The sequence below is a fragment of the Nonomuraea sp. NPDC004186 genome, from assembly GCF_053603495.1.
Window position 1 is genome coordinate 43,155 of record NZ_JBSGFQ010000076.1, and the last position, 21,238, is coordinate 64,392.

Consider the following 21,238-nt stretch of genomic DNA (forward strand, 5'->3'; position numbering starts at 1 on the left):
TTGGCAGGCGCTTTCCGGGCGGCCCGCCTCGACGTGGACCTGCCCCGGCGCGACTCATCCGGTCGTTCCGGGAGCGGGCCCCACGGGATCCTCCTGAGTACGGTCCGCGCGGTCGCCGACGGAAGGCTCGCCGCGACGGCGCTCCCGTACGGCGAACTCCGGGTGGACGGCGCCGCCATCGCGAAGGCGGTGACCGGCTGCACCGGTGCCGTCGCCGGTCACCTGACCGACGGTCGTACCTTCACCGGCGAGGTGAGGATCCGCCCGTGACGTCCAACCCGCTCTTCTTGTGCTTCCGCAGCAGATCTCGAACATGCAGGTGAACGAGCAGGACCCAGCCGAAGATCACCACGAGCCGCCCCAGCCACGACCATGACCCCAGGTTCCAGCCGAACAGGTCCCAGGGCCCGCCCGCGAGCAGCCCCAAGGTCTGGGTCACGAGGACGAACAGGCCGAAGACGATGAAGAGCAGGTTGACCCAGATCGGCCATGTCGGGCGAAGCCTTCGCGTGTCATCGGGTTGCTCAGCCACAGCAATACTCTGACACTTGCCGCATTCCACCGGAAGACGTCCGTCGTTGAGTCCAAGGTACGGATCGGCACGGCGTCCTGATCGGGTGCTCAACCTTGATCGGCTGCGTACCCCCGCGTCGCTGTTGACCCCATGTGGTTGGGGTCGTCGCCAGTGGGCCGCGCCCGGCCCGGCGCGAACCGCATCACCCCAGCCTCAGGGCCTCAGCCGTCTTGCCGTTGCTTGAGCCGGAGTGCTTCTTTGCGGGTCTCGGCCTGGACGGACCGCTCGTGCTCCAGCCACGCCGGGTTCTCCGCCTTCAGCGCATCGATCTCAGCGGTGGTGAGCGGTTCGGTGATCCCGGCCCTGATCAGGCCCGAATTGGAGATCCCGAGCTTCGCGGCGACGACCTGCCTCGGGTGCGGGCCGTTGCGGCGCAGATCAGTGAGCCAGGCGGGTGGCGTCGCCTGCAACTCGTTCAGCTCGTCCCTGGAGACGACGCCCGCCTGGAACTCGGCGGGAGTGGCCGAGAGGAGGACACCCAGCTTCTTGGCCGCGGTCTCGGGCTTCATCGTCTGGATGCTCTTCGATTTGGGCGAGGTCATGACGTCAAGAGTAGTCAGTCGGAACGGGTTTCCATGACATCGATACCCTGAGGACGTGACTGATGGGGAGACCAAGGCGTTCCGGCTGGCGTACGTGCCCGGGGTGACACCCGCGAAATGGGTCAACATCTGGTCCGAGAGGCTGCCCGACGTGCCGATCACCCTGGCCACTGTTCCCGCGGCCGAGGTGGTGGGTCTCCTTCGGGACGGCGGCGCCGACGCCGGATTCGTCAGGCTGCCGGTCGACCGGGACGGGCTCAGCGTGATTCCGCTCTACGTGGAGACCACGGTGGTCGTGGTGCCCAAAGACCACGCGGTGGCCGCCGCCGACGAGGTGACCATCGCCGACCTGGCCGACGACGAGGTGCTCCATCCCCTGGACGACACCATCGAGTGGACGGTCCGCCCCGGGCGGCCCGCGTTCACCCGCCCGGCCACGACCGCGGAAGCGATCGAGCTGGTAGCGGCCGGCGCCGGGCTGCTCCTGGTTCCGCAGTCGCTGGCACGCCTCTATCACCGCAGGGATCTCACTTACCGGCCGGTGCTGGAAGCGCCGCAGTCCCAGGTCGCGCTGGCCTGGCCCACGGACGCGACCACCGACCTGGTGGAAGACTTCATCGGTATCGTCCGCGGCCGGACAGTGAACAGCTCGCGGGGCCGTACCCCTGCCGCCCCTGCGGAGAAACCGGCACAGCGCCAGGCCCAGAAACCCGCGAAGACCGGCTCCGGCCGTCGCGCCGTACCGGCCCGCCGTAAAGGGAAGGGCTCCCGGCCCCGGTGACCCGGACCTTCCATGGTTTTCCAAGGCCGAAGCCAGGGTTTTCATACGGGTGGGCGGCCTGCCGGCTCTCTGGTCGATCTTCCTTGGGCGGACGAGGCCTTCAAGCGGATGGCATCGCTTCGGTGGCCGGTCTCACCGTGAGGTCGGTCGGATCCGTCCCCGGGTCGGATTGCGGCCGGTGAGCAGCCGAGCGACTGTCAGCAGGGCGACGGCGAACACCAGGGGCCCGATCGTCTGAGGGACCTGATGGTGCGCAGCGCCGATCGCCGCATCGCCGATCTGGACCGCGCCGTTCAATGCGAGGAGCAACCCGAGGGAACGCCACGCGTGTCGGGCCAGCAACCAGACCATTCCGCCGAGCAGCACCACGCTGCGGGCCGCCATGTAGGCGGCGTAGGTCCTGGGGGCGGACTGATCGCCTCCAGGCACCAGCCCGCCCGGGTCCGCCAGGCTGGACACTGCGAAGTAGCCGGATGTGACCACGGTGAGGAGCACGACAAGTGCGCCGAATCGACGGACATTTAATGAGGGAGCCATATCTTTCGGATGCCGAATCATATGGCTAGGCTAGCATTGGTGGCGTGATGGTGGAAGAGTCGTTGATCAACACGGTGGGTTTCCTGTTGGGCAAGCTGGGCCAGGAGGCGAACGGGCAGTTCGCGGATCGCTTGGCCCCGCTCGGCCTGCGGCCACGGCATTGTGCGGTCCTTGAGCTCCTGGCCGACGGGCCCCTGGCGCAGCTGGAGCTGGCCAAGGCCGTCGGGGTGACCGCCAGTGTGGTCGTCGACATGCTCGACGAACTTGAGAAGCTCGATGCCGTACGACGAGTACGGGACACCGCAGACCGTCGGCGGCAGCTCATCGAGCTGACACCGACCGGCCAGGATCTGCGGCACCAGACGCTCTCGCTGGCGCGGCAGAACGACGAGGAACTGTTGAGCGCCATCGATCCCGCCGAGGTGGCGGCCCTGCGCCGGACCCTGGGTCGGATCGCCGCTGCGACTGGCCTCGTGGGGAAGTGACGGGCGCTACGCGTGGCAGGTCGGCGTCGGCGAAGGACTCGCCCGCTGCCATGAACGCCCAACGGCCGTCGTCGATGCGTTCTTCGACTTCGCCGACGCCATCATCGCGATCCGTAGCCTGATCCGCCGAGCCTGGATCACCCGCCGCTGGACCAAGCGCCCCGAACCACGCCATCACCTTGCGGCGCGACCTCTTAGTCACCCAGACGCCGTTCTCAAGATCGATGACAGGGTGCTCATGCAGGTGGCGGGCACTGGGTTCGAACCGGTGACCCCTCGCTCGTAAGGAGCCGCTTGCGGGATTTGGCACGGTATGGCACGGCCTTGCGGCATGCAGACGGCACGGAAGCGAACCCGGCGCCCCTACGGGCGATCCACCCGCACGGGGCGAACTGCCGGCGGTTCTATAGCTCGTGACCGTTACCGCGGGCGCATGGCTATTTACCTGGGACGGAGCGGTACCTGCATGCCGATGTCTTCATGATCATTGCACGTATATCGCATGGCACCGGGAGACCCCGCTGTGCGTACGCTGCCTTCGTGGACAGAGAGACGCTCGTTCAACTCCTCGACAATGCAGGGGAAGCAGGCCGTGCTTGCCGACGGGCGCTCACGGCTGGAGCGTCCTTCGAGGTGTGGCAGGACCCGGTCGAGGCGCTGTCCCTGACTAGGACTTACCGGCGTCGCGCTCGTCTTGCCCGCCGGATGGGGAACCCGTCCCTTGGCTTTGACGAGGCGATCGCGCGGCTTGGCACCTGCGGACTTCAGCACCTCCTCCTCGGCATCGTCAAGAGCACCGAGTCCGCCTACAACTTTCAGCTCTTCCTGTCTCCCGACGCATCACGTGTGGTGGCATGCCTCGGCGTCAGCAACCAACGGGAGCGCTCGCGCGTAACGGGGCTTGCGTGATGATGCGGCACCGCTCAGGAGGTTTCTCCTGGAGGTGACAGTTCGACATCGGCGCGTGTGAGCCATGCCTCGTACCAAGCGTCGAAGGTGGGCGTTGGACCGAGATACGTCGGTGCGGCCAGGTCATAGAGCTCGCTCTCCAAGCTGGCGGGGGCGGCCGTGGCCGGTCGCCAGGCACTTTCGTCGAGCCAGACATCCCAAACCGTGCCCGTCAGCTCTCCTGCGGTCACCAACGCGGTGACACTGGAGCAGCCCTGGGTGCCGATGAAGATGCAGCCAGGTGTGGGATAGGGGGCTTCGATGCTGGGGCCGCCACCGGAGTCGGGCTCTGGTTCCTGGACCCATGCGTACCAGGCGTTGTAGATCTCCTCGGCGTCGCGACGGGCGAGCGGGAAGGGTTTGGCAGGATCGCCCTCGGTCTCTTTTACGATCTCCTGCGGTCCCCAGACGCCGTAGTAGGGGCCCGCACCGGGGCCGATCCGGAGCAGGAACTCCCGGTACGCGGGTGGTAATTGGACACCGAGATCGTCTTCTAGGGCCAGGACCGAGGTCGGGTCGAGCGGGGTGTTGCGGTACTGGTGTCGTTCGGCGCCGAAGACGAGGAACCGCTTGTTGCGTCGGTAGAACTTATGCAGGTGTACGGGTCGGCCGGTTTCGATGGCTCGCAGTCGGTCGAGTCTTGCTGTCATGGTCGACATGGCGCCAGTATGCGGCTTTTCGTGAAGCAACCTGGCGGCGGCATGGCGCTCGCCGGCAACGCGATCGCGGCGAGCGCCGGCGCGAGTCCCAAAGATCTCATACTGCGCATAGGCATGACTTGGTTCGGGCAGCGCTGATCTATCAGCGCATCACGGCGAAGGCTGACCGCAGGATCGCCGACGCGAAGATCGCGAACAACTCCAATGGATCTTCGAATGGGCTCTGTCGCACCGGTTAATGGGACGAAGCCCCGTTTCCATGGTCGGAGACGGGGCTCTTGATGCAGGTGGGCGGTACTGGGTTCGAACCAGTGACCCCTCGCTTGTAAGGCGAGTGCTCTACCGCTGAGCTAACCGCCCCTGATCGGCACTACACCTTACGACACCACGGGGCCCGATCGCACATCCACTGTCCAGCCCGGGCCCAGTTCGGGGCGGCCTGCGGCGCGCCAGCCCAGGAGGGCGGCTCCGAGCATGCCCGCGTCGACCCCGAGTGCGGCCGGCACCAGTGGGGGTGCCTCGCGGAAGGCCAGGCGTTTGACGAGGCGGGTGCGTACCGGGTCGAAGAGGGCCGGGCCCGCTTCGGCGAGGCCGCCGCCGAGGACGATCACCGTCGGGTCCAGCAGGAGCGTGTACGTGGCCAGGGCCAGCGACAGGGCCTCCACGGCCTCGTCCCAGACCTCTACGGCGATCGGGTCGTCGGAGGAGACCACCTGCTCCGCCTTGACGCCTTCCAGGCCGGCGCGCTGGCTGTAGCGGCGGCCCACCGAGGCGGCCGAGGCGTACGTCTCCAGGCAGCCGAACTGGCCGCACGCGCACTCTTCCCCGTCCGGGAAGACCGGGGTGTGGCCGATCTCGCCGGCCCAGCCGGAGGAGCCGCCGTACGGTTCGCCGCGGATGATCGAGGCGCCCGCGATCCCCGTGCCGATGGGGAGGAAGAGGAAGTCGGACAGGCCCCGGCCCGCGCCGAGGATGCTCTCCGCGAGGCCGCCGGTGCGTACGTCGTGTCCGAGCAGGACGGGGATGTCCAGGGTGGTGAAGCTGGTGGCGGGGACGTCGCGCCAGCCCAGGTTCGCGGCGTAGACGGCGGCGTTGTCGGAGACCAGGCCGGGGACCGCCAGGCCCACGCCGGCCGGGGTGCCGTCACCCGAGGAGGCCAGGTGACTGATGAAGTCGGAGATGGCGGACACGACCGCCTCCGGGCCCTCCGCCCGCGGCGTCGGGCGCCGCTCGCTCAGCAGCACCACACCGGAGTCGCTGACCAGGCCGCCCTTCATGGACGTGCCGCCGACGTCGAGCGCGACGACGAACGAGCTCGGAGCCGGGTTCGGGCTCACGCTCACACTCGGGTTCGGGCTCTCGCTCACGCTCGGAGTCATCTCGGACACGGAGGAGACGATAGCGCAGCTCAGCAAATGTCTGGAAAGAGTCTCTTCGCCCGCGGGGTTCGCTGCAGGGATTCGCTGCAGGGATTCCCAGGGCTCGGATCCGGCTTGGCGGGGCGGAGCGGGGCTTGGACCCGGCTTGGGCGGGCCTAGCTTGGACCCGGCTTGGCCGGGCCTAGCTTGGACCTCCGCCCGGCCAAGCCCTGCCCAAGCCCTGCCCTGCGCCGCGGGATCCAGGATTCGGGTCCCAGGGCAGCCTGCCGAGGGCTCAGAGCGGCTCGCGGCGCTGTGAAGGCTCCCGTGTCCCCGTCCAGGCCCCCGTGCCTCTGTGTCCGGGCTCAGGGCTCCGTGGGTTCGTGTCCGGTCCTGGGGCTCAGGTGCGGCCCAGGACGCGGTTGAGGGCCGCTTCCACCTCCGCCGAGAGGCCGGGGGGTGAGGACGGTGGGGAGACGGGAGAGCCCGCGAGCGCGTCCGAGCGCGCCAGCCGTACGTCGCCGCAGGACCGGCACTCCACCTCGCCCAGCCGACAGATCAGCGCGACCGACCCGCAGGCCGCGCACGAGTCGAGGTCGAGGTCGTGCAGCCGCTGACAGTCCGGGCAGATCAACACCTGCGTTTCGCGGCGCACCCCGCGCTGCCACGGGCTGGCGCCGCGCACCGGGTCGGTCTGCCGGGCCCCGCATCGGTAGCAGGGCATCGTTCCCTCCGAGGTCAAGAAATGTCGGCGAGTGCCTTGATGTAGTCGGCGATGTCGCGTGCGGCGGAGGTCGGATTGACCACCGACCACCGGATCACACCCTCGCCGTCGATGATGAAGGTCCCCCGAAGAGCGAACCCCTTCGCCTCATCGAACACACCGTACGCCCGCGCGACCTGTCCGTGTGGCCAGAAATCGGAGAGCAGCGGAAACGTGTAACCCTCGCGATCGGCCCACGCACGGTGCGTGAACAGGGAGTCGACGGACACGGTCAGCAGTTGTGCCCCGTCGAGCGGCTGGTCGCGCAGCGCGGACAGCTCACCGTGACAGATCCCGCTGAAGGCAAGCGGGTAGAAGACCAGCACGACCTTCGTGCCCCGGAACTGAGACAGGCTCACCGGGGTGCCGTGCTGGTCCTGCAGCTCGAAATCCGGAGCCAGGGCGCCGACCTCGGCAGGATGTGCGTTCACGGCTTCATCCTGCCGTACGGAAGGCGCTCGGACTCCCTACCGTTTGCCCTTGGGCGTGACGAGCCTGGTCCCGGACCAGTCCGGTGCGGCGGAGATGCTGCTGGTCTGTGAGAGACCCGCGGTAGCGGCATCCTCCCCGATGTCGCTCGGCTCCACGTGGCCGTCGCGTCCGGCCTTGGGAGTCAGCAGCCAGATCCGGCCGCCGTCGGCGAGTGCTCGCATGGCGTCGCTGAGGGCGTCGAAGAGGTCTCCGTCGCCGTCGCGCCACCACATCAGCACCACGTCTACGACGTCGTCGCTCTCTTCGTCCAGCAGCTCGTTGCCGGTCAGGTTCTCGATGGAGTCGCGAAGCTCGTCGTCGACGTCCTCGTCCCAACCGATCTCCTGCACCACCTGACCCGGCTTGAGGCCGAGCCGTTCGGCCAGGCCGCGCTCGCCCTGCGCCTGACCCGCGGTCGCGCTCACGTTTATCCCTCCTGCTTGAGTGGCCCCGCTTATGCGGTTTATCGCTTCGGCACAGTCCACACGCTGTGACCCTCAGTCGTCAACGGTCGCCACGGGTACGGCCGTAGTCGGCCAGAATCAATCCGACAAAAACGACAGGCGAACCTGGCGTTGCCGGTTGTCGACGTTCAGGTCGACGAGTGCGATCGACTGCCACGTACCGAGTGCCAGACGCCCGCCCAGCACGGGGACCGTGGCATATGGCGGGATCAGCGCGGGCATGACATGTGACCGTCCGTGACCGGGCGAGCCGTGGGCGTGACGCCAGCGGTCGTCGGGCGGCAACAGGTCGCGCAGCGCGGCGAGCAAGTCGTCGTCGCTGCGCGAGCCCAACTCGAGCAGGGCTACACCGGCGGTCGCATGGGGCACAAAGATATGCAACAGCCCGTCTTCGCCCTGCCTGCGCACGAAATCAGCGCATTCAGCGGTGATGTCGTGCACTGTCTCTCGTGACCCTGTGGCCACGGAGATGATTTCAGATCTCACAGGGAAATCTTACTTATGCACCACGACGGCGTCCGGGCCGGGAAACACCAGACCGGTGTGCCCGTCGTCGAAGCGCACCATGTAGGGAGGTCCGCCTTCGAGGCCCTGGACCTCCACAATCACACCACTCCGGTCCCCTTCGCCAACGGCATGTCCGTGCACCAGGAGCCGGTCTCCTACTGCAGCATTCATATAACCCACATTGGTACGCGGGAGGCCGTCCGAAAAGGGTGATTCGCAAGTTTTGCTCCCCCTCCAGAGGGGCGGAGAAAAATGACCGAAACGTTACGCTGCGATGAGGCGGCGGTGCCCGGGCCGGGTGGCGAAACGGGCAAGGCGTGGAGGGAGTTCGGAGGCCGTGGGGAGGCGCAGGGGGCCTCGAGACGGTGGTGGGCCTTGGGGGTGGCAGGGGTGCCGGGATGAGAGGGAGGCGAGGGATCTTTAGGGTCATGCGGGTCTGAGGGACGTCATGGAGAGGAAGAGGTGGCATGACCCCATGGGCGGTGAGGGGCGTCACAAGTCGTGAGAGGCGACGCGGGTCGCGAGTGGCGACAAGGGGCATGATCAGCGGCGATGCGCTTCCGGCCGACCCTCCGCCGGACGGCCCCCGTCGGAGCCGGGCCGGGAGGATGGCCGCTAGACTCGCCCGTCACGCCGCGCCTCGTGGGGTGAGAACCCCCTTCCTTCGGGGGAGAGTGGAGGGTGCGGGGACCAGGAGTCCAGAGACATTCGAGCGAAATTTCGTTCGTTTTCCTGTCTTGTTAAATTGCTCCCGGGATGTAACCTTTGGTGGCGATTCGTCCTACCATCGGTGGTCTAGGCCATCTGATCTGTCTCTGCCAGCAGGGACACCACTGGTTACCGGTCAGTAGAGATGCGTTTTCTACGGCTAGCGACCAGGATGGAAGGCGACCCAGACCAGACATCAGTCATTCTCGGAAGGCGAGACCCAGTGGCTTCCGGACGCCAGCGATTCTCGATCATCAGCGACGGCCTACCCAGCCAGCTGCCTGATGTCGACCCCAGCGAGACCAACGAGTGGCTCGAGTCTCTCGACAACGTCGTCAAGACCGAAGGCCGCACCAGAGCCCGCTACCTCATGCTGCGCATGCTGGAGCGGGCCCGCGAGCACCAGGTCGGGGTGCCGGGTTTGCGGAGCACCGACTACATCAACACGATCCCGCCGGAGCGCGAGCCCTGGTTCCCCGGTGACGAGCACGTCGAGCGCCGCATCCGCGCCTACATCCGCTGGAACGCGGCCATCATGGTGTCCAGGGCCAACGCCCGCACCAACGTCGGCGGCCACATCGCCACCTACGCCTCCGCCGCCTCCCTCTACGAAGTGGGCTTCAACCACTTCTTCCGCGGCAAGGATCACGGCGAGTCGGGCGACCAGGTCTTCTTCCAGGGGCATGCCGCGCCGGGCATCTACGCCCGCGCCTTCCTCGAGGGTCGCCTCAACGAGGCCCAGCTCGACGCGTTCCGCCAGGAGCTGTCGCACGGCTTCCACGGCCTGCCCTCCTACCCCCACCCGCGCCTCATGCCGGACTTCTGGGAGTTCCCGACGGTCTCCATGGGTCTCGGCCCGATCGGCGCGATCTACCAGGCGCGGTTCAACCGCTATCTGCTCAACCGGCAGATCAAGGACACCAGCCGCAGCCACGTGTGGGCGTTCCTGGGCGACGGCGAGATGGACGAGCCCGAGTCGCTCGGCGCGATCGGCCTGGCGGCCCGCGAGGAGCTCGACAACCTCACGTTCGTGATCAACTGCAACCTGCAGCGGCTCGACGGTCCCGTACGCGGCAACGGCAAGATCATCCAGGAGCTGGAGTCGTACTTCCGCGGCGCCGGCTGGAACGTCATCAAGGTCGTGTGGGGCCGCGACTGGGACCCGCTGCTGGCGGCCGACGTCGACGGCGTGCTGGTCAACCAGATGAACACCACGCCCGACGGCCAGTTCCAGACCTACTCGGTCGAGTCCGGCGAGTACATCCGCGAGCACTTCTTCGCCGGTGACCCGCGCCTGCGCAAGATGGTCGAGCACCTGACCGACGACGACATCCGCAAGCTGTCGCGCGGCGGCCACGACTACCGCAAGGTCTACGCGGCGTTCAAGGCGGCCCGCGAGCACGTCGGCCAGCCGACCGTGATCCTCGCCCAGACCATCAAGGGCTGGACGCTGGGCAAGGACTTCGAGGCGCGCAACGCCACCCACCAGATGAAGAAGCTCACCAAGGCCGAGCTGAAGGAGTTCCGCGACCGGCTCTACCTGCCGATCCCGGACTCCGCGCTGGAGGGCGAGCTGCCCCCGTACTTCCACCCGGGCGAGAACGACCCCGAGATCCAGTACATGAAGGAGCGCCGCGCGGCGCTCGGCGGCGTGCTGCCCAAGCGCGTCATGCGCGCCAAGCCGGTCAAGCTGCCCGCCGACGAGGTCTACGGCGGCTTCGCCAAGGGCTCGGGCAAGCAGCAGGTCGCCACCACGATGGCGTTCGTACGGCTGCTCAAGGACCTCATGCGCGACAAGGAGATCGGCCACCGGTTCGTGCCGATCATCCCGGACGAGGCGCGCACGTTCGGTCTCGACGCCATGTTCCCGACGGCCAAGATCTACTCCCCGCACGGCCAGACGTACGAGGCCGTCGACAGGGAGCTGCTGCTGTCGTACAAGGAGGCCACGCAGGGCCAGATCCTGCACGAGGGCATCAGCGAGTCGGGCTCGATGGCCTCGGCCATCGCGGCGGGCAGCGCCTACGCCACGCACGGCGAGCACATGATCCCGATCTACATCTTCTACTCGATGTTCGGGTGGCAGCGCACCGGCGACCAGATGTGGCAGATGGGCGACCAGATGGGCCGCGGCTTCCTGCTCGGCGCCACCGCGGGCCGCACCACGCTCAACGGTGAGGGCCTGCAGCACGAGGACGGCCACACGCCGCTCATCGCCTCCACCAACCCGGCCGCGATCTCCTACGACCCGTCGTGGGCGTTCGAGGTGGCCCACATCGTCAAGGACGGCCTGCGGAGGATGTACGGCGACCAGCCGGAGGACGTCTTCTACTACCTGACCGTCTACAACGAGCCCTACCTGCAGCCCGCCCAGCCGGCCGACCTCGACGTGCAGGGCCTGCTCAAGGGCCTGTACAAGTTCGCCGACGGGCCGCAGACCCAGGGCCCGAAGGCCAACATCCTGTCCTCCGGCGTGGCGGGCCCGTGGGCCATGGAGGCGCAGCGGCTGCTGGCCGAGGACTGGGGCGTCTCGGCCGCCGTGTGGTCGGCGACGTCGTGGTCCGAGCTGCGCCGCGACGCGCTGGCCTGCGAGGAGCACAACCTGCTCAACCCCGACACCGAGCAGCGCGTCCCGTACGTGACCCAGGCGCTCTCCCAGGCGCAGGGCCCCTTCGTGGGCGTCAGCGACTACATGAAGGCCGTGCAGGACCAGATCGCGCAGTGGGTGCCGGGTGACTGGTCCTCGCTGGGCACCGACGGGTTCGGCCTGTCCGACACCCGCTCGGCGCTGCGCCGCCACTTCCACGTCGACGCCGCCTCGATCACGCTGGCCGTGCTGACCAGCCTGGTCAAGCGGGGCGAGCTCGACGGCGAGGTGCTGCGCGAGGCGATCGCCCGCTACCACCTCAAGAACGGCGTCACCGAGGCGGGCGGCGCGGAGAGCAACGACACCCAATCGATGGGCGTCTGAGTCATCCAGGAGCGGCGCTCCCGCGAAGTACTTCTCGCGGGGGCGCCGTCATTTTCGCCGCCCGCGGCGTTCGGCCTGTGAGGCGGCACGTTCAGGAGGGGTACGTGCCGCCTCACCCAGGTATGGTGCGGCGTCACGTATTGTGGGCACTACTTCCCCCTGAGAGACGAGGGAGAAGTCTGTTTATGCGACGCGTCCTAGCCGCCCTGCTCATCCCGGTCGTCGCCGGTTGTTCCACCGTGCCGGCCGAGCCCGCCACGCAGTCGACGGCGGACACCGGCACGATCAGCTGGGGGCCGTGCACCGACATCAAGCGTCCCGGCGGTGAGAAACCGGCCAGCCAGGACAGTTCGGTACGGTGCGGGAAGCTGGCCGTTCCCCTGGACTACAACAAGCCCGACGGCGAGAAGCTGGACCTGGCGCTCATCAAACTGCCCACCACCGGCAAGGACCGGCTGGGCTCGATGGTCTTCAACTTCGGCGGTCCCGGCGCCTCCGGCGTCGACACGCTCGACCAGGCCGCCAAGGCGCTCACGGGGCTGCGCGCCCGATACGACCTGATCAGCTTCGACCCGCGCGGCGTGGAGCGCAGCTCCGGCGTGCGCTGCGGAGACACCGTGGAGATGGACAGGTTCACCGCGCTGGACACGCTGCCGTCCGACAGCCAGACCCACCAGGAGACCGCGGCGGCCAACAAGCAGTTCGCCGCCCTCTGCCAGCAGCACTCCGGCAAGATCCTCCCGTACATCGGCACCGTGAACGCCGCCCGCGACATGGACCGGATCCGCGAGGCGGTCGGCGACCCCAAGCTCAACTACGTCGGCATGTCATACGGCACGCAGCTCGGCGCCGTCTACGCCACCGAGTTCCCGAAGAAGGTCGGCCGCATGGTGCTGGACGCGCCGCTCGACCCGACGGTGACGTTCGAGCAGCGCACGCTGGTGCAGACGCGCGGGTTCCAGAAGGCGTACGAGAGCTTCCTGCGCTCGTGCGTCAAGAACAAGTGCGACTTCGGCAAGGACCAGGAGACCGCCAACGCGAACGTGGACAAGCTGCTGAACCAGCTCACCACCCAGCCGCTGAAGGTCGGCACCCGCGAGCTCACCCAGGGCCTGGCCGCCACGGGCGTGGCGGCGGCGCTGTACTCGGAGCTGACCTGGCCCTTCCTGGAGCAGACGCTCTCGGAGGCGATCAAGGGGCGGGGCGAGGCGCTGCTCTACCTGGCCGACTCCTACACCGGCCGCTCCCAGGACGGCAAATACTCCACGCAGATGACCAGCTTCCCGGCCATCACCTGCGTGGACACCTCCGAGCGGCCCAGCGAGGCCGAGCTGCGCCGCACCGAGGCGGCCGCCATGAAGATCTCGCCGCTGTTCGGCAGCGAGGGGTCCGGCGGGCTGTGCCGGGTCTGGCCGGCCAAGGGCAGCGATCAGGCGCGGCACGTGAACGCCACCGGCTCGGCGCCGATCGTCGTGATCGGCGGCAAGGGCGACCCGGCGACGCCGTACGAGTGGGCGCCCAGGCTGACGGCCCAGCTCAAGACCGCCAGGCTGGTGACGTACGAGGGCGAGGGGCACGGCGCCTACCTGTCGGGCAGCAAGTGCGTGCTGGAGCTCGTGGACTCGTTCCTGATCGAGGGCAAGCTCCCGCAGAAGGGCGCGACCTGCCCGGCGGCCTAGGGTGGGGCCTGTGACATACGACTCGCTCATCGACGCCGAGACCGCCCGCCTGGCGGCCCTGGCCACGGACCTGTCCGTACCGGTGCCCACGTGCCCGGGATGGACACTCGCCGAGCTGATCACGCACGTCGGCCAGACGCACCGCTGGGCGGTGCACGTGCTGCGCAACCAGGTCCAGGAGCGGATCTGGTCGCGCCAGGTGCCCAGCGGGCTGGCCGAGGGGCAGAGCGGCGACGCGGCCTGGCTGACCGCCGGGGCGGCCGAGCTGCTCGGCACGCTCGGCGACACCGACCCCACGCTGGCGGTGTGGACGTGGGGCCCGGACCGGCAGGCGTCGTGGTGGCCCCGCCGGATGCTCTTCGAGCTGGTGATCCACCGGGTCGACGCGGAGCTCGCGCTCGGCATCGACCCGGTCGTCCCGGCCGAGGTCGCGATCGACGGCATCGAGGAATTCCTGCACAACCTGCCGTACGCGACCTGGGTGACCCGGTCGCTGGCGGAGCTCGAGGCGGAGGGGGCCACGATCCACCTCCACGCGAACGACGCCGACGGCGAGTGGACCATCACCCAGGGCCCGGCCGGGACGGTCGACTGGGCGCGCGGGCACACCAAGGGCGACTGCGCTGTCCAGGGGACGGCCCAGGACCTGCTGCTCATGCTCTACGGCCGGCGCTCGCCCGAGGCGCTGACCGTGTACGGCGACGCCGACCTCCTCAAGCGCTGGCTGTCCAAGGCCGCCTTCTGACACGGGGGAGGGGCCCTGGACGCGCCGCCGCTCGGCGATCGGCGGCGTGCCCAGGGCACGGGGTGAACCGCTCCTAGGAAGCGGCCCGTCCGTACGCCGGGGGTCTGCGGGGAAGGCGTTCTCCCCGGCCCTCGAACGGGTGGTTCACCTGTGGGGGAAGCTCACCTGCGGTGGAAGACCCCGAAGACGCTCCCGGACGTGTCACGCAGGTAGGCGAAGTCGGTGCCGGCGCCGTCGTCGATCACCTTCGTGATCACCTTGCCGCCCAGCGACTCGCTCTTCGCGCAGGCAGCCTCGACGTCGGCCACCTGCACGTGGAAGATCGCGTGCGCCGGGAACTCGCCCTTGGTGTTGAACAGCCCGCCGCCGGGCTGCTCGCCGCCCGGATAGCCGATCATCCGGTAGTCGATCGGCCCCTCGCCGGTGCTGAACGTCCAGCCGAACAACCCACCGTAGAACGCCTGGGCGCCTTCGGGATCGTCGGTCGCGATCTCGAACCAGGTCACGGTGTTGTCCATCGTCGTCTCCTCGTCACTGAACCTTTCTCGAACAAAGCAACGATCTAACGCTGTGGCGACAACCCTATGTCGGTGTTTTCGATTGACTAATCGAGCATGGCGGTGTCCACGATCATGTTGGGCACGTCGGCGGCGAAGCCTTCGAGCGGCCGGTCGGGGCTGCGCTCGGCGGTCACGGTCGCGGCGGCGATGCGATCGAGCCGGAAGACCCGCACGTCATCGCGTAACCGGCACCAGGCCACGAGATACCAGAACCCGCCCCGCCCGCCCAGGAACACCCCCGGCTCGACGTCCCGCGAGGTCAGCGCGCCCTTGGCGTCGGCGTATTCGAGCCTGAGCACGCGCCGCCGCAGCAGCGCCTCCTCGATGGCCCGGGAGATGCCCTCGCCCCCGAGCGGCCGGACCTCGGTAGAGCCGGGCTCCGGCGGGTGGTGGACGAGCTGCACGCGCCGCGCCAGCTCCCTGGCCAGGTCGCCCTCGGAGCCCGGCATCGCGGCCACGACCTTGCGTAACGCGCTGCGGGCCTGCCGGCCGAACGGCTGGTCGCCGGCCTGGCTGAGCGCCACCGCGATGGCCACCGCCTCGGCCGGGGTGAAGTTGAGCGGGGGCAGGGACATCTTCTTGTCGATCGCGTAACCGCCCTTGCGGCCCGCCTCGGCGTAGATCGGCACCCCTGACTCCTGCAGGGCGGTGATGTCGCGCTCGATCGTGCGCACGCTCACCTCGAACCGCTTGGCCAGCTCGCGGGCGGAGCGGCAGCGGGGCGCGATGGCGCGCAGGTCTTCGACGAGTGCGTAGAGCCGGTCGGTGCGATTCACAGCCGCGACGCTACGCGCCGCCACCGACAATCATGGTCCGCGCGCCGTCGCGGCCACCCGTGCCTCACCCCGCCGCCACGGGGATCTCACCGCACCGACCAGGCCGTGCCGCTCCCCGTGCCGCTCCCCGCGCGGATCCCCGTGCCGTTCCCCGTGCGGATCGGGTGGAGGACGACCTGGCGGGAGGCCGCGCCCAGCGAGTGCCGTGCGGCCGTGAAGGCGCGGCCCGGGATCCGGCGCGGTCGTGGCCCGGCGCTCCTGGGTGTTGAGCTCGGCCGTGCATCCGGAGGGGGCGGCGGGGACGGCGCCCCGTCAATGCGCCTACCAGCGGTCGTGGACCTGCGGCCGGATCAGGTCGTCGTAGACGGCCTCGACCGCTTCGAGCGTGGCCGGCGGGAGCGGCGCGGACGTCGCGGCGGCCGCGTTCGCGGTGGCCTGGGACGCGTTGCGGGCGCCGGGGATCACCACCGACACGCCGGGCTGGTCGAGGATCCAGCGCAGCGCGAACTGGGCCATCGTCAGGCCCTCCGGCACCAGGGGAACCAGGCGGCGGACCGCCTCCAGGCCCGTGCGGAAGTCCACGCCCGAGAAGGTCTCGCCGACGTCGAACGCCTCTCCCTGCCGGTTGTAGGTGCGGTGGTCGTCCGCGCCGAAGGTCGTGTGCTCGTCGTACCGGCCGGACAGCAGGCCGCTGGCCAGCGGGACGCGGGCGATGATGCCCACCCCGGCGGCCCGGGCGGCGGGCAGGACCCGCTCCAGCGGCTTGAGCCGGAACGCGTTGAGGATGATCTGCACGGACGCCACCCCCGGCCGTGCGATCGCCGTCAGCGCCTCCTCGCACGTCTCCACGCTGACCCCGTACGCGGCGATCTTCTGCTCGGCCACCAGCGTGTCCAGGGCGTCGAACACGGCGTCCGTCGAGTACACCGGGGTCGGCGGGCAGTGGAGCTGGACCAGGTCGAGGGTGTCCACGCCGAGGTTCTGGCGGGAGCGCTCGTTCCAGACCCGGAAGTTGGACATCACGTAGTTGGCGGGGACCTGCTCCAGCCGGCGGCCCATCTTGGTGGCCACGGTCAGCTCCGGCCGCCCCTTGGCGAAGCTGCCGACGATCTGCTCGCTCCGGCCGTCGCCGTAGACGTCGGCCGTGTCGATGAAGGTGACCCCGGCGTCCACGGCGGCCCCCAGGGTGGCGAACGCCTCGTCCTCCGTCACCTGGCCCCAGTCGGCGCCGAGCTGCCATGCGCCGAGGCCGACTGTGCCCACCTGGCGTCCTGTTCGTCCCAACATGCGTTGTTCCATGGGAACAGTCTCCCGGATGGAAACCGCACCCCGGCCCAAGGGCCGGGCCCGCCGCAGGTCCGCTACCGGGGCTGGTAGCAGCAGCGCAGCCCCGTCTGCACCGTGGCGCGCAGTTCCTCCCCGATCGCCTGGTCCACCGCCGAGATCCGCGCCAGCGCCCGCCTGATCGCCTTGCCCACGGCGATCCTGGCCCGCTCCTCGCTCCCCGTGAACGGCCGCGCCCGACCGCCGATGCCCGTCGCCGCCGTCAGCTCCGCCACCAGCCACTCGCGCTCCAGCCGCAGCCCCGCCGCCCGCTCCAGGTCGTTCATCGACTCCAGCTCGTCGATCTCCGCCTCAAGCTGGCCCAGCCGCTGCCGGTACATGTCCCTGGCCTGGTCGTCCAGCACCGGCTGGGCCGACCCGCCCTCGGGCTCGCGCGTCCACGACCCCGCGGCCAGGTCGGCGGCGAGGATCTCCCGGCCCGGATTGGCGACCAGCGTGGCCAGGTGCCCCATCCCGACGCTGTGGTCGACGAGCGCGAGCCGCCCGCCCAGCTCCACCTGCCAGTGCCGCCCGTGCCTGCGGAAGCGGCAACCGTCCTGCCCCGAGGACGAGCGCCCGGCCACGGATGGCAGCACCATGCCCAGCTCCCTGGCCTCCCGCGCGGCTGCGGCCTGCTCCCGGTTGGCCGCCTTGTCCTGCGTCCCGTCGCGCAGCGCCAGCGCCTGGCCCAGCCGCCACCTCGACAGCGCGGCGGCCGGCCAGTGCCCCAACGCGAAGTTCGCCCGCACGGCCGCCCGCAGGTGCTCCACCGCCGTGGACAGGTCCCCGGTGGTGAGCGCGGCCATGCCCAGCGAGTGGTGCACGGAGCCGAAGCAGGCCACGCCCAGGCTGGCCACCACCGGCAGGTCCGCGAACGGGCGCAGCAGCGCGTACGCGCGCGCGGCCGTGTCCGGGTCCTGCAGCAGGTGGGCGGTCTCCACGACGCAGTACATCGAGAGCAGCCAGGTGCTCGACCCCGGCATCTCCTCCACGCGCAGCCTGGCCAGGTGCCCGGCCGCCGCGCGCCGGTCGCCCGCGACGGCCGCGGCCAGCGCCAGGCCCGCCAGGTACGAGTTGTCGATCGGGCTCAGCGTGGGCGAGCTGACCAGGTCCGACAGGATGGGCAGCAGCTCGGCGGCCCGGCCCTGGAACCAGCGGATGGCGCCGAGCTGGCCGCCGTACCAGCCGGTCGCGTCCATGTCGCCGGCGGTCACGCCGCGCTCGAAGCACTCGCTGGCCCGCTTCTCGGCCTCGGCGAAGCGGCCAGCGCGGATGGTCAGCATGACCTCGATGGCCTCGACCACGTACCCGACCGCGAGGTGGTCGTGGCCGGTCAGCAGGCCGCGCAGCTCCGCCAGGCCGCGCTCGGCGTGCGGGTCCGCGGCCAGGTAGAGGTCCACCGTCCGCCACAGCAGGCCCATCAGCAGGTCGCCCCTGCGCTCGGTGACGGCGGCCTGGCCGATCAGCTCGCTCGCCAGCTCCAGCCTGAGCGCCGCGTGCTCGGGGCCGAGCAGGCAGTGGTGCGCCAGGCTCAGCGCCTCGGCCAGCGCCGCCCCGTCGCCGGAGCCCCTGGTCTCGGCCAGCAGCTCCATGATCGTGGCGTGCCGGCCCGCGCGGTAGTCCTCCTCGCCGTGCAGCCGCACGCGCAGCCGCAGGGCCGGCGAGGAGCGAGGGTCGATCAAGGACAGCGCGTGCCGCTGGCGGGCGCGTACCATCTCCGACTCCGCACATGTCCTGTGCTCGTGCACCCAGATCCCGCCCAGCCCCAGGGCCGCCCTCGCCAGCGACGACGGGTCGCCGCACAGCTCGGCCAGCCGGTACGCCGAGTCGAACCAGCGCCGTGCGGTCTGCAGGTCGCCGTTCACGAACAGCGCCCGCTCGCCCAGCACGAGCGCCAGCTTGAGATCGGGGCACGAGGGCAGGAGTACCCCCGGTTGCTGTGCAACGCCCATCGGTTCCGCTCCCCTGTCCGATACCTTGCCTGAGCGTCTGCCACGGTCCCCGAATACCGTTCTGACAACTACGACGTTTGACACACTGGGCGGGTTCAATCGGGGAGGGGTCATACCCTGGGTGCCATGATTCGCCCCGCGACACCCGCCGACGTGCCCGAAATCGCCAACATGATCCGTGAGCTCGCCGAGTACGAGAAGGCCGCGCACGAGGCGACGGTCACCGAGGAGCAGCTGCACACCGCGCTCTTCGCCGACAACCCGGCCGCGTTCGTCCACATCGCCGAGCACGACGGCGAGGTGGCCGGCTTCACGCTCTGGTTCCTGACGTTCTCGACGTGGCGCGGCGTGCACGGCATCTACATGGAGGACCTGTACGTACGCCCCCAGCACCGGGGCGGCGGCCACGGGGTCTCGCTCATGAAGGAGCTGGCCGGGATCTGCGCCGAGCGCGGCTACCAGCGCTTCGAATGGGTGGTGCTCGACTGGAACGAGCCCAGCGTCGCCTTCTACGACAAGCTCGGCGCGGTGCGCCAGGATGAGTGGCTGAAGTACCGGCTGACCGGCGAGCCGCTGCGGCGCCTGGCCGACAGCCAGGGCTGACCGCTCACGTATCGTGACAAGCCACGCAGAAGATTACGCCTGATCATCAGCCAGTATTACGAGCAGGTTTCCTCCGTGACGCATGTGCGTGGCTTGTTACGCCGGTGAATCACACGTAACGAACGCACAGCCACGGATCGTCAAAGTGCGTAACGCGCGCTTCCTACTTTGGAGTTCCCCCCGGACGCCGAACGTAGGAGAAAGTCGATGGCGCGCTGGATCGCCGAGTGGCACCCCGATGACCCAGCTTTCTGGGAGAGCTCAGGCAAGCGCGCCGCACGGCGCAACCTGATCTTCTCGATCGCCGCCGAGCACCTCGGCTTCACCGTGTGGACGCTGTGGAGCATCGTGGCCACCAAGATGGGGGTCTACAAGTTCTCCACGGACCAGCTCTTCTGGCTGGTCGCGCTGCCCAACCTGGTCGGCTCGGTGCTGCGCGTTCCCTACACGTTCGGCCCGGCCAAGTTCGGCGGGCGCAACTTCACCGTGGTGAGCGCGGCGCTGCTGCTCATCCCGGCCGTGTTGCTGGGCGTGGCGGTCGGGAACCCGGAGACGCCGTACTGGCTGTTCCTGGTGATCGCGGCGCTGGCCGGGGTCGGCGGGGGGAACTTCGCCTCCAGCATGGCCAACATCACCTACTTCTACCCCCGCCACAAGCAGGGGGTCGCCCTGGGGCTGAACGCCGCGGGCGGCAACATCGGCGTCAGCTCGGTCCAGCTCGTCATGCCGCTGGTGATCGGCTCGCTCGGGCTGGCCGCGGCCGGGTGGTTCTGGATCCCGTTCATCGTCGTGGCCGGCGCCTGCGCCTTCTTCTTCATGGACAACCTCACCAGCGCCAGGGCCAACCCGCGCGAGCAGCTCGCGGTGGCGGGCAAGGCCCAGACCTGGATCATGTCGTTCCTGTACATCGGGACCTTCGGCTCGTTCATCGGCTACTCCACGGCCTTCCCGCTGCTCAGCAAGAGCCTCTTCCCCGAGGCCCCGTTCGCCGCCGTGGCGTTCGTCGGGCCGCTGCTGGGCTCGCTGATCAGGCCGGTGGGCGGCTGGCTGGCCGACAGGCTCGGCGGCGCCCCCGTCACGCTGTGGAACTTCGCCGGGATGGGCGGCGGCGTGCTGTTGGTCTGGATGGCCAGCACCTCCGGCAACTTCTGGATGTTCTTCCTGTCCTTCCAGCTCCTCTTCGTCACCGCCGGCATCGGGAACGGCTCCACGTACCGCATGATCCCGGCCATCTTCCAGGCCAAGGCCGTCGCCGAGCGCGGCGAGGGCGAGGAGTCCCTGCTGTACGGCAAGCGCCAGGCCTCGGCCGCCATCGGCATCATCTCGGCGGTGGGAGCGCTGGGCGGGTTCCTCATCAACCGGGCGTTCGGGATGTCGTTCGCCGCGGCCGGGACCCCGGCGCCCGCCTTCCTCGCCTTCGGAGTCTTCTACGTGTCCTGTTTCGCCCTGACCTGGTGGTGCTACACCCGCAAGGTTGGCGCCTCGGTCGTGGCCAGCCTCGCCTATGCCCGGGTCTGACCCGATGAGTGAGCTCGTGAAGACACACTGCCCGTACTGCGCGCTCCAGTGCGGCATGGAGATCGGCCCGGAGCTGGCCATCAGCCCCAGGACCGACATCCCTGCCAACGCCTCCGGCGCGCTGTGCCAGAAGGGCTGGACGGCGGGTGAGCTGCTCACCAACGGCGAGCGCCTGACCACCCCGCTCCTGCACGGCGAGCCGGTGGAGTGGGAGGTCGCGCTCGACCACGTTGCGGAGCGGCTGTCCGCGATCCGCGCCGAACACGGCCCCGACGGCGTGGCCGGGGTGGGGGGGGGGGGGCGCACCAACGTGA

At 69.3% G+C, this 21,238-nt stretch carries 24 protein-coding genes, 1 tRNA gene and 1 pseudogene; 11 read left to right on the plus strand and 15 right to left on the minus strand.

What is annotated here, in order from left to right; all coding sequences use genetic code 11:
- On the plus strand, positions 1 to 270 hold the full coding sequence (locus ACWEPL_RS43690) for a hypothetical protein (protein ID WP_452439661.1): 270 nt from the start codon (positions 1 to 3) through the stop codon (positions 268 to 270).
- Here ACWEPL_RS43690 and ACWEPL_RS43695 read toward each other — a convergent pair.
- Together ACWEPL_RS43695 and ACWEPL_RS43700 are read right to left on the minus strand one after the other, a co-directional pair.
- Positions 242 to 532, minus strand: a complete 291-nt coding sequence (locus ACWEPL_RS43695; protein ID WP_363966180.1) for a hypothetical protein — start codon at positions 530 to 532, stop codon at positions 242 to 244. The genes ACWEPL_RS43690 and ACWEPL_RS43695 overlap by 29 nt on opposite strands.
- Positions 533 to 735: 203 nt before the next feature.
- On the minus strand, positions 736 to 1,116 hold the full coding sequence (locus ACWEPL_RS43700; RefSeq protein ID WP_363966178.1) for a DUF5997 family protein: 381 nt from the start codon (positions 1,114 to 1,116) through the stop codon (positions 736 to 738).
- A gap of 55 nt (positions 1,117 to 1,171) precedes the next feature.
- On the opposite strand from ACWEPL_RS43700, the gene ACWEPL_RS43705 reads away from it, so the two are divergent.
- A complete protein-coding gene (locus tag ACWEPL_RS43705; protein WP_363966176.1) occupies positions 1,172 to 1,897 on the plus strand; it encodes a LysR family substrate-binding domain-containing protein in 726 nt (241 codons plus the stop codon).
- Positions 1,898 to 2,029: 132 nt separating this feature from the next.
- Here ACWEPL_RS43705 and ACWEPL_RS43710 read toward each other — a convergent pair whose 3' ends face one another.
- On the minus strand, positions 2,030 to 2,455 hold the full coding sequence (locus ACWEPL_RS43710) for a hypothetical protein (RefSeq protein WP_452439662.1): 426 nt from the start codon (positions 2,453 to 2,455) through the stop codon (positions 2,030 to 2,032).
- A 26-nt stretch (positions 2,456 to 2,481) separates the two neighbouring features.
- On the opposite strand from ACWEPL_RS43710, the gene ACWEPL_RS43715 reads away from it, so the two are divergent.
- Entirely contained in the window at positions 2,482 to 2,919 is a 438-nt protein-coding gene (locus ACWEPL_RS43715) for a MarR family winged helix-turn-helix transcriptional regulator (RefSeq protein WP_452439669.1), read from the plus strand.
- Between the two features lie 540 nt (positions 2,920 to 3,459).
- Positions 3,460 to 3,828, plus strand: coding sequence for a hypothetical protein (locus tag ACWEPL_RS43720; protein WP_363966173.1), 369 nt, complete (start codon positions 3,460 to 3,462; stop codon positions 3,826 to 3,828).
- Between the two features lie 14 nt (positions 3,829 to 3,842).
- On the opposite strand, the gene ACWEPL_RS43725 is transcribed toward ACWEPL_RS43720, so the two are convergent.
- Complete coding sequence (locus ACWEPL_RS43725; RefSeq protein WP_452439663.1) at positions 3,843 to 4,526, minus strand: SMI1/KNR4 family protein; 684 nt, start codon at positions 4,524 to 4,526, stop codon at positions 3,843 to 3,845.
- A 9-nt stretch (positions 4,527 to 4,535) separates the two neighbouring features.
- On the opposite strand from ACWEPL_RS43725, the gene ACWEPL_RS43730 reads away from it, so the two are divergent.
- Positions 4,536 to 4,664 carry a hypothetical protein gene (locus ACWEPL_RS43730; protein ID WP_363966169.1) on the plus strand — a complete coding sequence of 43 codons (129 nt, stop codon included), beginning with the start codon at positions 4,536 to 4,538 and terminating at the stop codon, positions 4,662 to 4,664.
- A 150-nt stretch (positions 4,665 to 4,814) separates the two neighbouring features.
- On the opposite strand, the gene ACWEPL_RS43735 is transcribed toward ACWEPL_RS43730, so the two are convergent.
- From ACWEPL_RS43735 to ACWEPL_RS43765, 7 genes are all read right to left on the minus strand, one after another.
- A tRNA-Val gene (locus tag ACWEPL_RS43735) sits at positions 4,815 to 4,886 on the minus strand.
- A 17-nt stretch (positions 4,887 to 4,903) separates the two neighbouring features.
- Positions 4,904 to 5,905, minus strand: coding sequence for an ROK family protein (locus ACWEPL_RS43740; protein ID WP_350723248.1), 1,002 nt, complete (start codon positions 5,903 to 5,905; stop codon positions 4,904 to 4,906).
- 379 nt (positions 5,906 to 6,284) lie between these two features.
- Positions 6,285 to 6,608 (minus strand): hypothetical protein, encoded by a 324-nt coding sequence (locus ACWEPL_RS43745; protein WP_350723127.1) that lies wholly within the window; start codon positions 6,606 to 6,608, stop codon positions 6,285 to 6,287.
- A gap of 14 nt (positions 6,609 to 6,622) precedes the next feature.
- Complete coding sequence (locus ACWEPL_RS43750) at positions 6,623 to 7,078, minus strand: peroxiredoxin (RefSeq protein WP_355194148.1); 456 nt, start codon at positions 7,076 to 7,078, stop codon at positions 6,623 to 6,625.
- 36 nt (positions 7,079 to 7,114) lie between these two features.
- Positions 7,115 to 7,543 carry a DUF3052 domain-containing protein gene (locus ACWEPL_RS43755; RefSeq protein WP_355194150.1) on the minus strand — a complete coding sequence of 143 codons (429 nt, stop codon included), beginning with the start codon at positions 7,541 to 7,543 and terminating at the stop codon, positions 7,115 to 7,117.
- 117 nt (positions 7,544 to 7,660) lie between these two features.
- Complete coding sequence (locus ACWEPL_RS43760; protein ID WP_355194151.1) at positions 7,661 to 8,068, minus strand: secondary thiamine-phosphate synthase enzyme YjbQ; 408 nt, start codon at positions 8,066 to 8,068, stop codon at positions 7,661 to 7,663.
- Between the two features lie 9 nt (positions 8,069 to 8,077).
- A complete protein-coding gene (locus ACWEPL_RS43765; RefSeq protein WP_350723120.1) occupies positions 8,078 to 8,260 on the minus strand; it encodes a DUF1918 domain-containing protein in 183 nt (60 codons plus the stop codon).
- Positions 8,261 to 9,020: 760 nt separating this feature from the next.
- Between ACWEPL_RS43765 and aceE the strand changes: the two genes are divergently transcribed.
- The 3 genes from aceE to ACWEPL_RS43780 all read left to right on the plus strand — a co-directional run bounded on the left by aceE (position 9,021) and on the right by ACWEPL_RS43780 (position 14,192).
- Positions 9,021 to 11,768, plus strand: coding sequence for a pyruvate dehydrogenase (acetyl-transferring), homodimeric type (gene aceE, locus ACWEPL_RS43770; protein ID WP_357730319.1), 2,748 nt, complete (start codon positions 9,021 to 9,023; stop codon positions 11,766 to 11,768).
- Positions 11,769 to 11,953: 185 nt separating this feature from the next.
- Positions 11,954 to 13,447, plus strand: coding sequence for an alpha/beta hydrolase (locus tag ACWEPL_RS43775; RefSeq protein WP_452439664.1), 1,494 nt, complete (start codon positions 11,954 to 11,956; stop codon positions 13,445 to 13,447).
- A gap of 10 nt (positions 13,448 to 13,457) precedes the next feature.
- Positions 13,458 to 14,192, plus strand: coding sequence for a maleylpyruvate isomerase family mycothiol-dependent enzyme (locus ACWEPL_RS43780; protein WP_350723115.1), 735 nt, complete (start codon positions 13,458 to 13,460; stop codon positions 14,190 to 14,192).
- A gap of 161 nt (positions 14,193 to 14,353) precedes the next feature.
- Here ACWEPL_RS43780 and ACWEPL_RS43785 read toward each other — a convergent pair whose 3' ends face one another.
- The 4 genes from ACWEPL_RS43785 to ACWEPL_RS43800 all read right to left on the minus strand — a co-directional run bounded on the left by ACWEPL_RS43785 (position 14,354) and on the right by ACWEPL_RS43800 (position 18,803).
- Positions 14,354 to 14,710, minus strand: coding sequence for a VOC family protein (locus ACWEPL_RS43785; RefSeq protein WP_449891730.1), 357 nt, complete (start codon positions 14,708 to 14,710; stop codon positions 14,354 to 14,356).
- An 86-nt stretch (positions 14,711 to 14,796) separates the two neighbouring features.
- Entirely contained in the window at positions 14,797 to 15,528 is a 732-nt protein-coding gene (locus ACWEPL_RS43790) for a helix-turn-helix transcriptional regulator (RefSeq protein ID WP_452439665.1), read from the minus strand.
- Positions 15,529 to 15,849: 321 nt separating this feature from the next.
- A complete protein-coding gene (locus ACWEPL_RS43795) occupies positions 15,850 to 16,827 on the minus strand; it encodes an aldo/keto reductase (protein WP_452439666.1) in 978 nt (325 codons plus the stop codon).
- Between the two features lie 62 nt (positions 16,828 to 16,889).
- Positions 16,890 to 18,803: a hypothetical protein gene (locus ACWEPL_RS43800; protein ID WP_452439667.1), complete on the minus strand. Its 1,914-nt coding sequence runs from the start codon at positions 18,801 to 18,803 to the stop codon at positions 16,890 to 16,892.
- 126 nt (positions 18,804 to 18,929) lie between these two features.
- Between ACWEPL_RS43800 and ACWEPL_RS43805 the strand changes: the two genes are divergently transcribed.
- The 3 genes and pseudogenes from ACWEPL_RS43805 to ACWEPL_RS43815 all read left to right on the plus strand — a co-directional run.
- The gene (locus ACWEPL_RS43805; RefSeq protein WP_355194161.1) at positions 18,930 to 19,406 is read left to right on the plus strand and encodes a GNAT family N-acetyltransferase; all 477 of its coding nucleotides are present in this window, start codon (positions 18,930 to 18,932) and stop codon (positions 19,404 to 19,406) included.
- A 207-nt stretch (positions 19,407 to 19,613) separates the two neighbouring features.
- Positions 19,614 to 20,924, plus strand: a complete 1,311-nt coding sequence (locus tag ACWEPL_RS43810; RefSeq protein WP_452439668.1) for an MFS transporter — start codon at positions 19,614 to 19,616, stop codon at positions 20,922 to 20,924.
- Positions 20,925 to 20,928: 4 nt separating this feature from the next.
- Positions 20,929 to 21,238: pseudogene (locus ACWEPL_RS43815) on the plus strand (nitrite reductase); the annotation flags it as partial.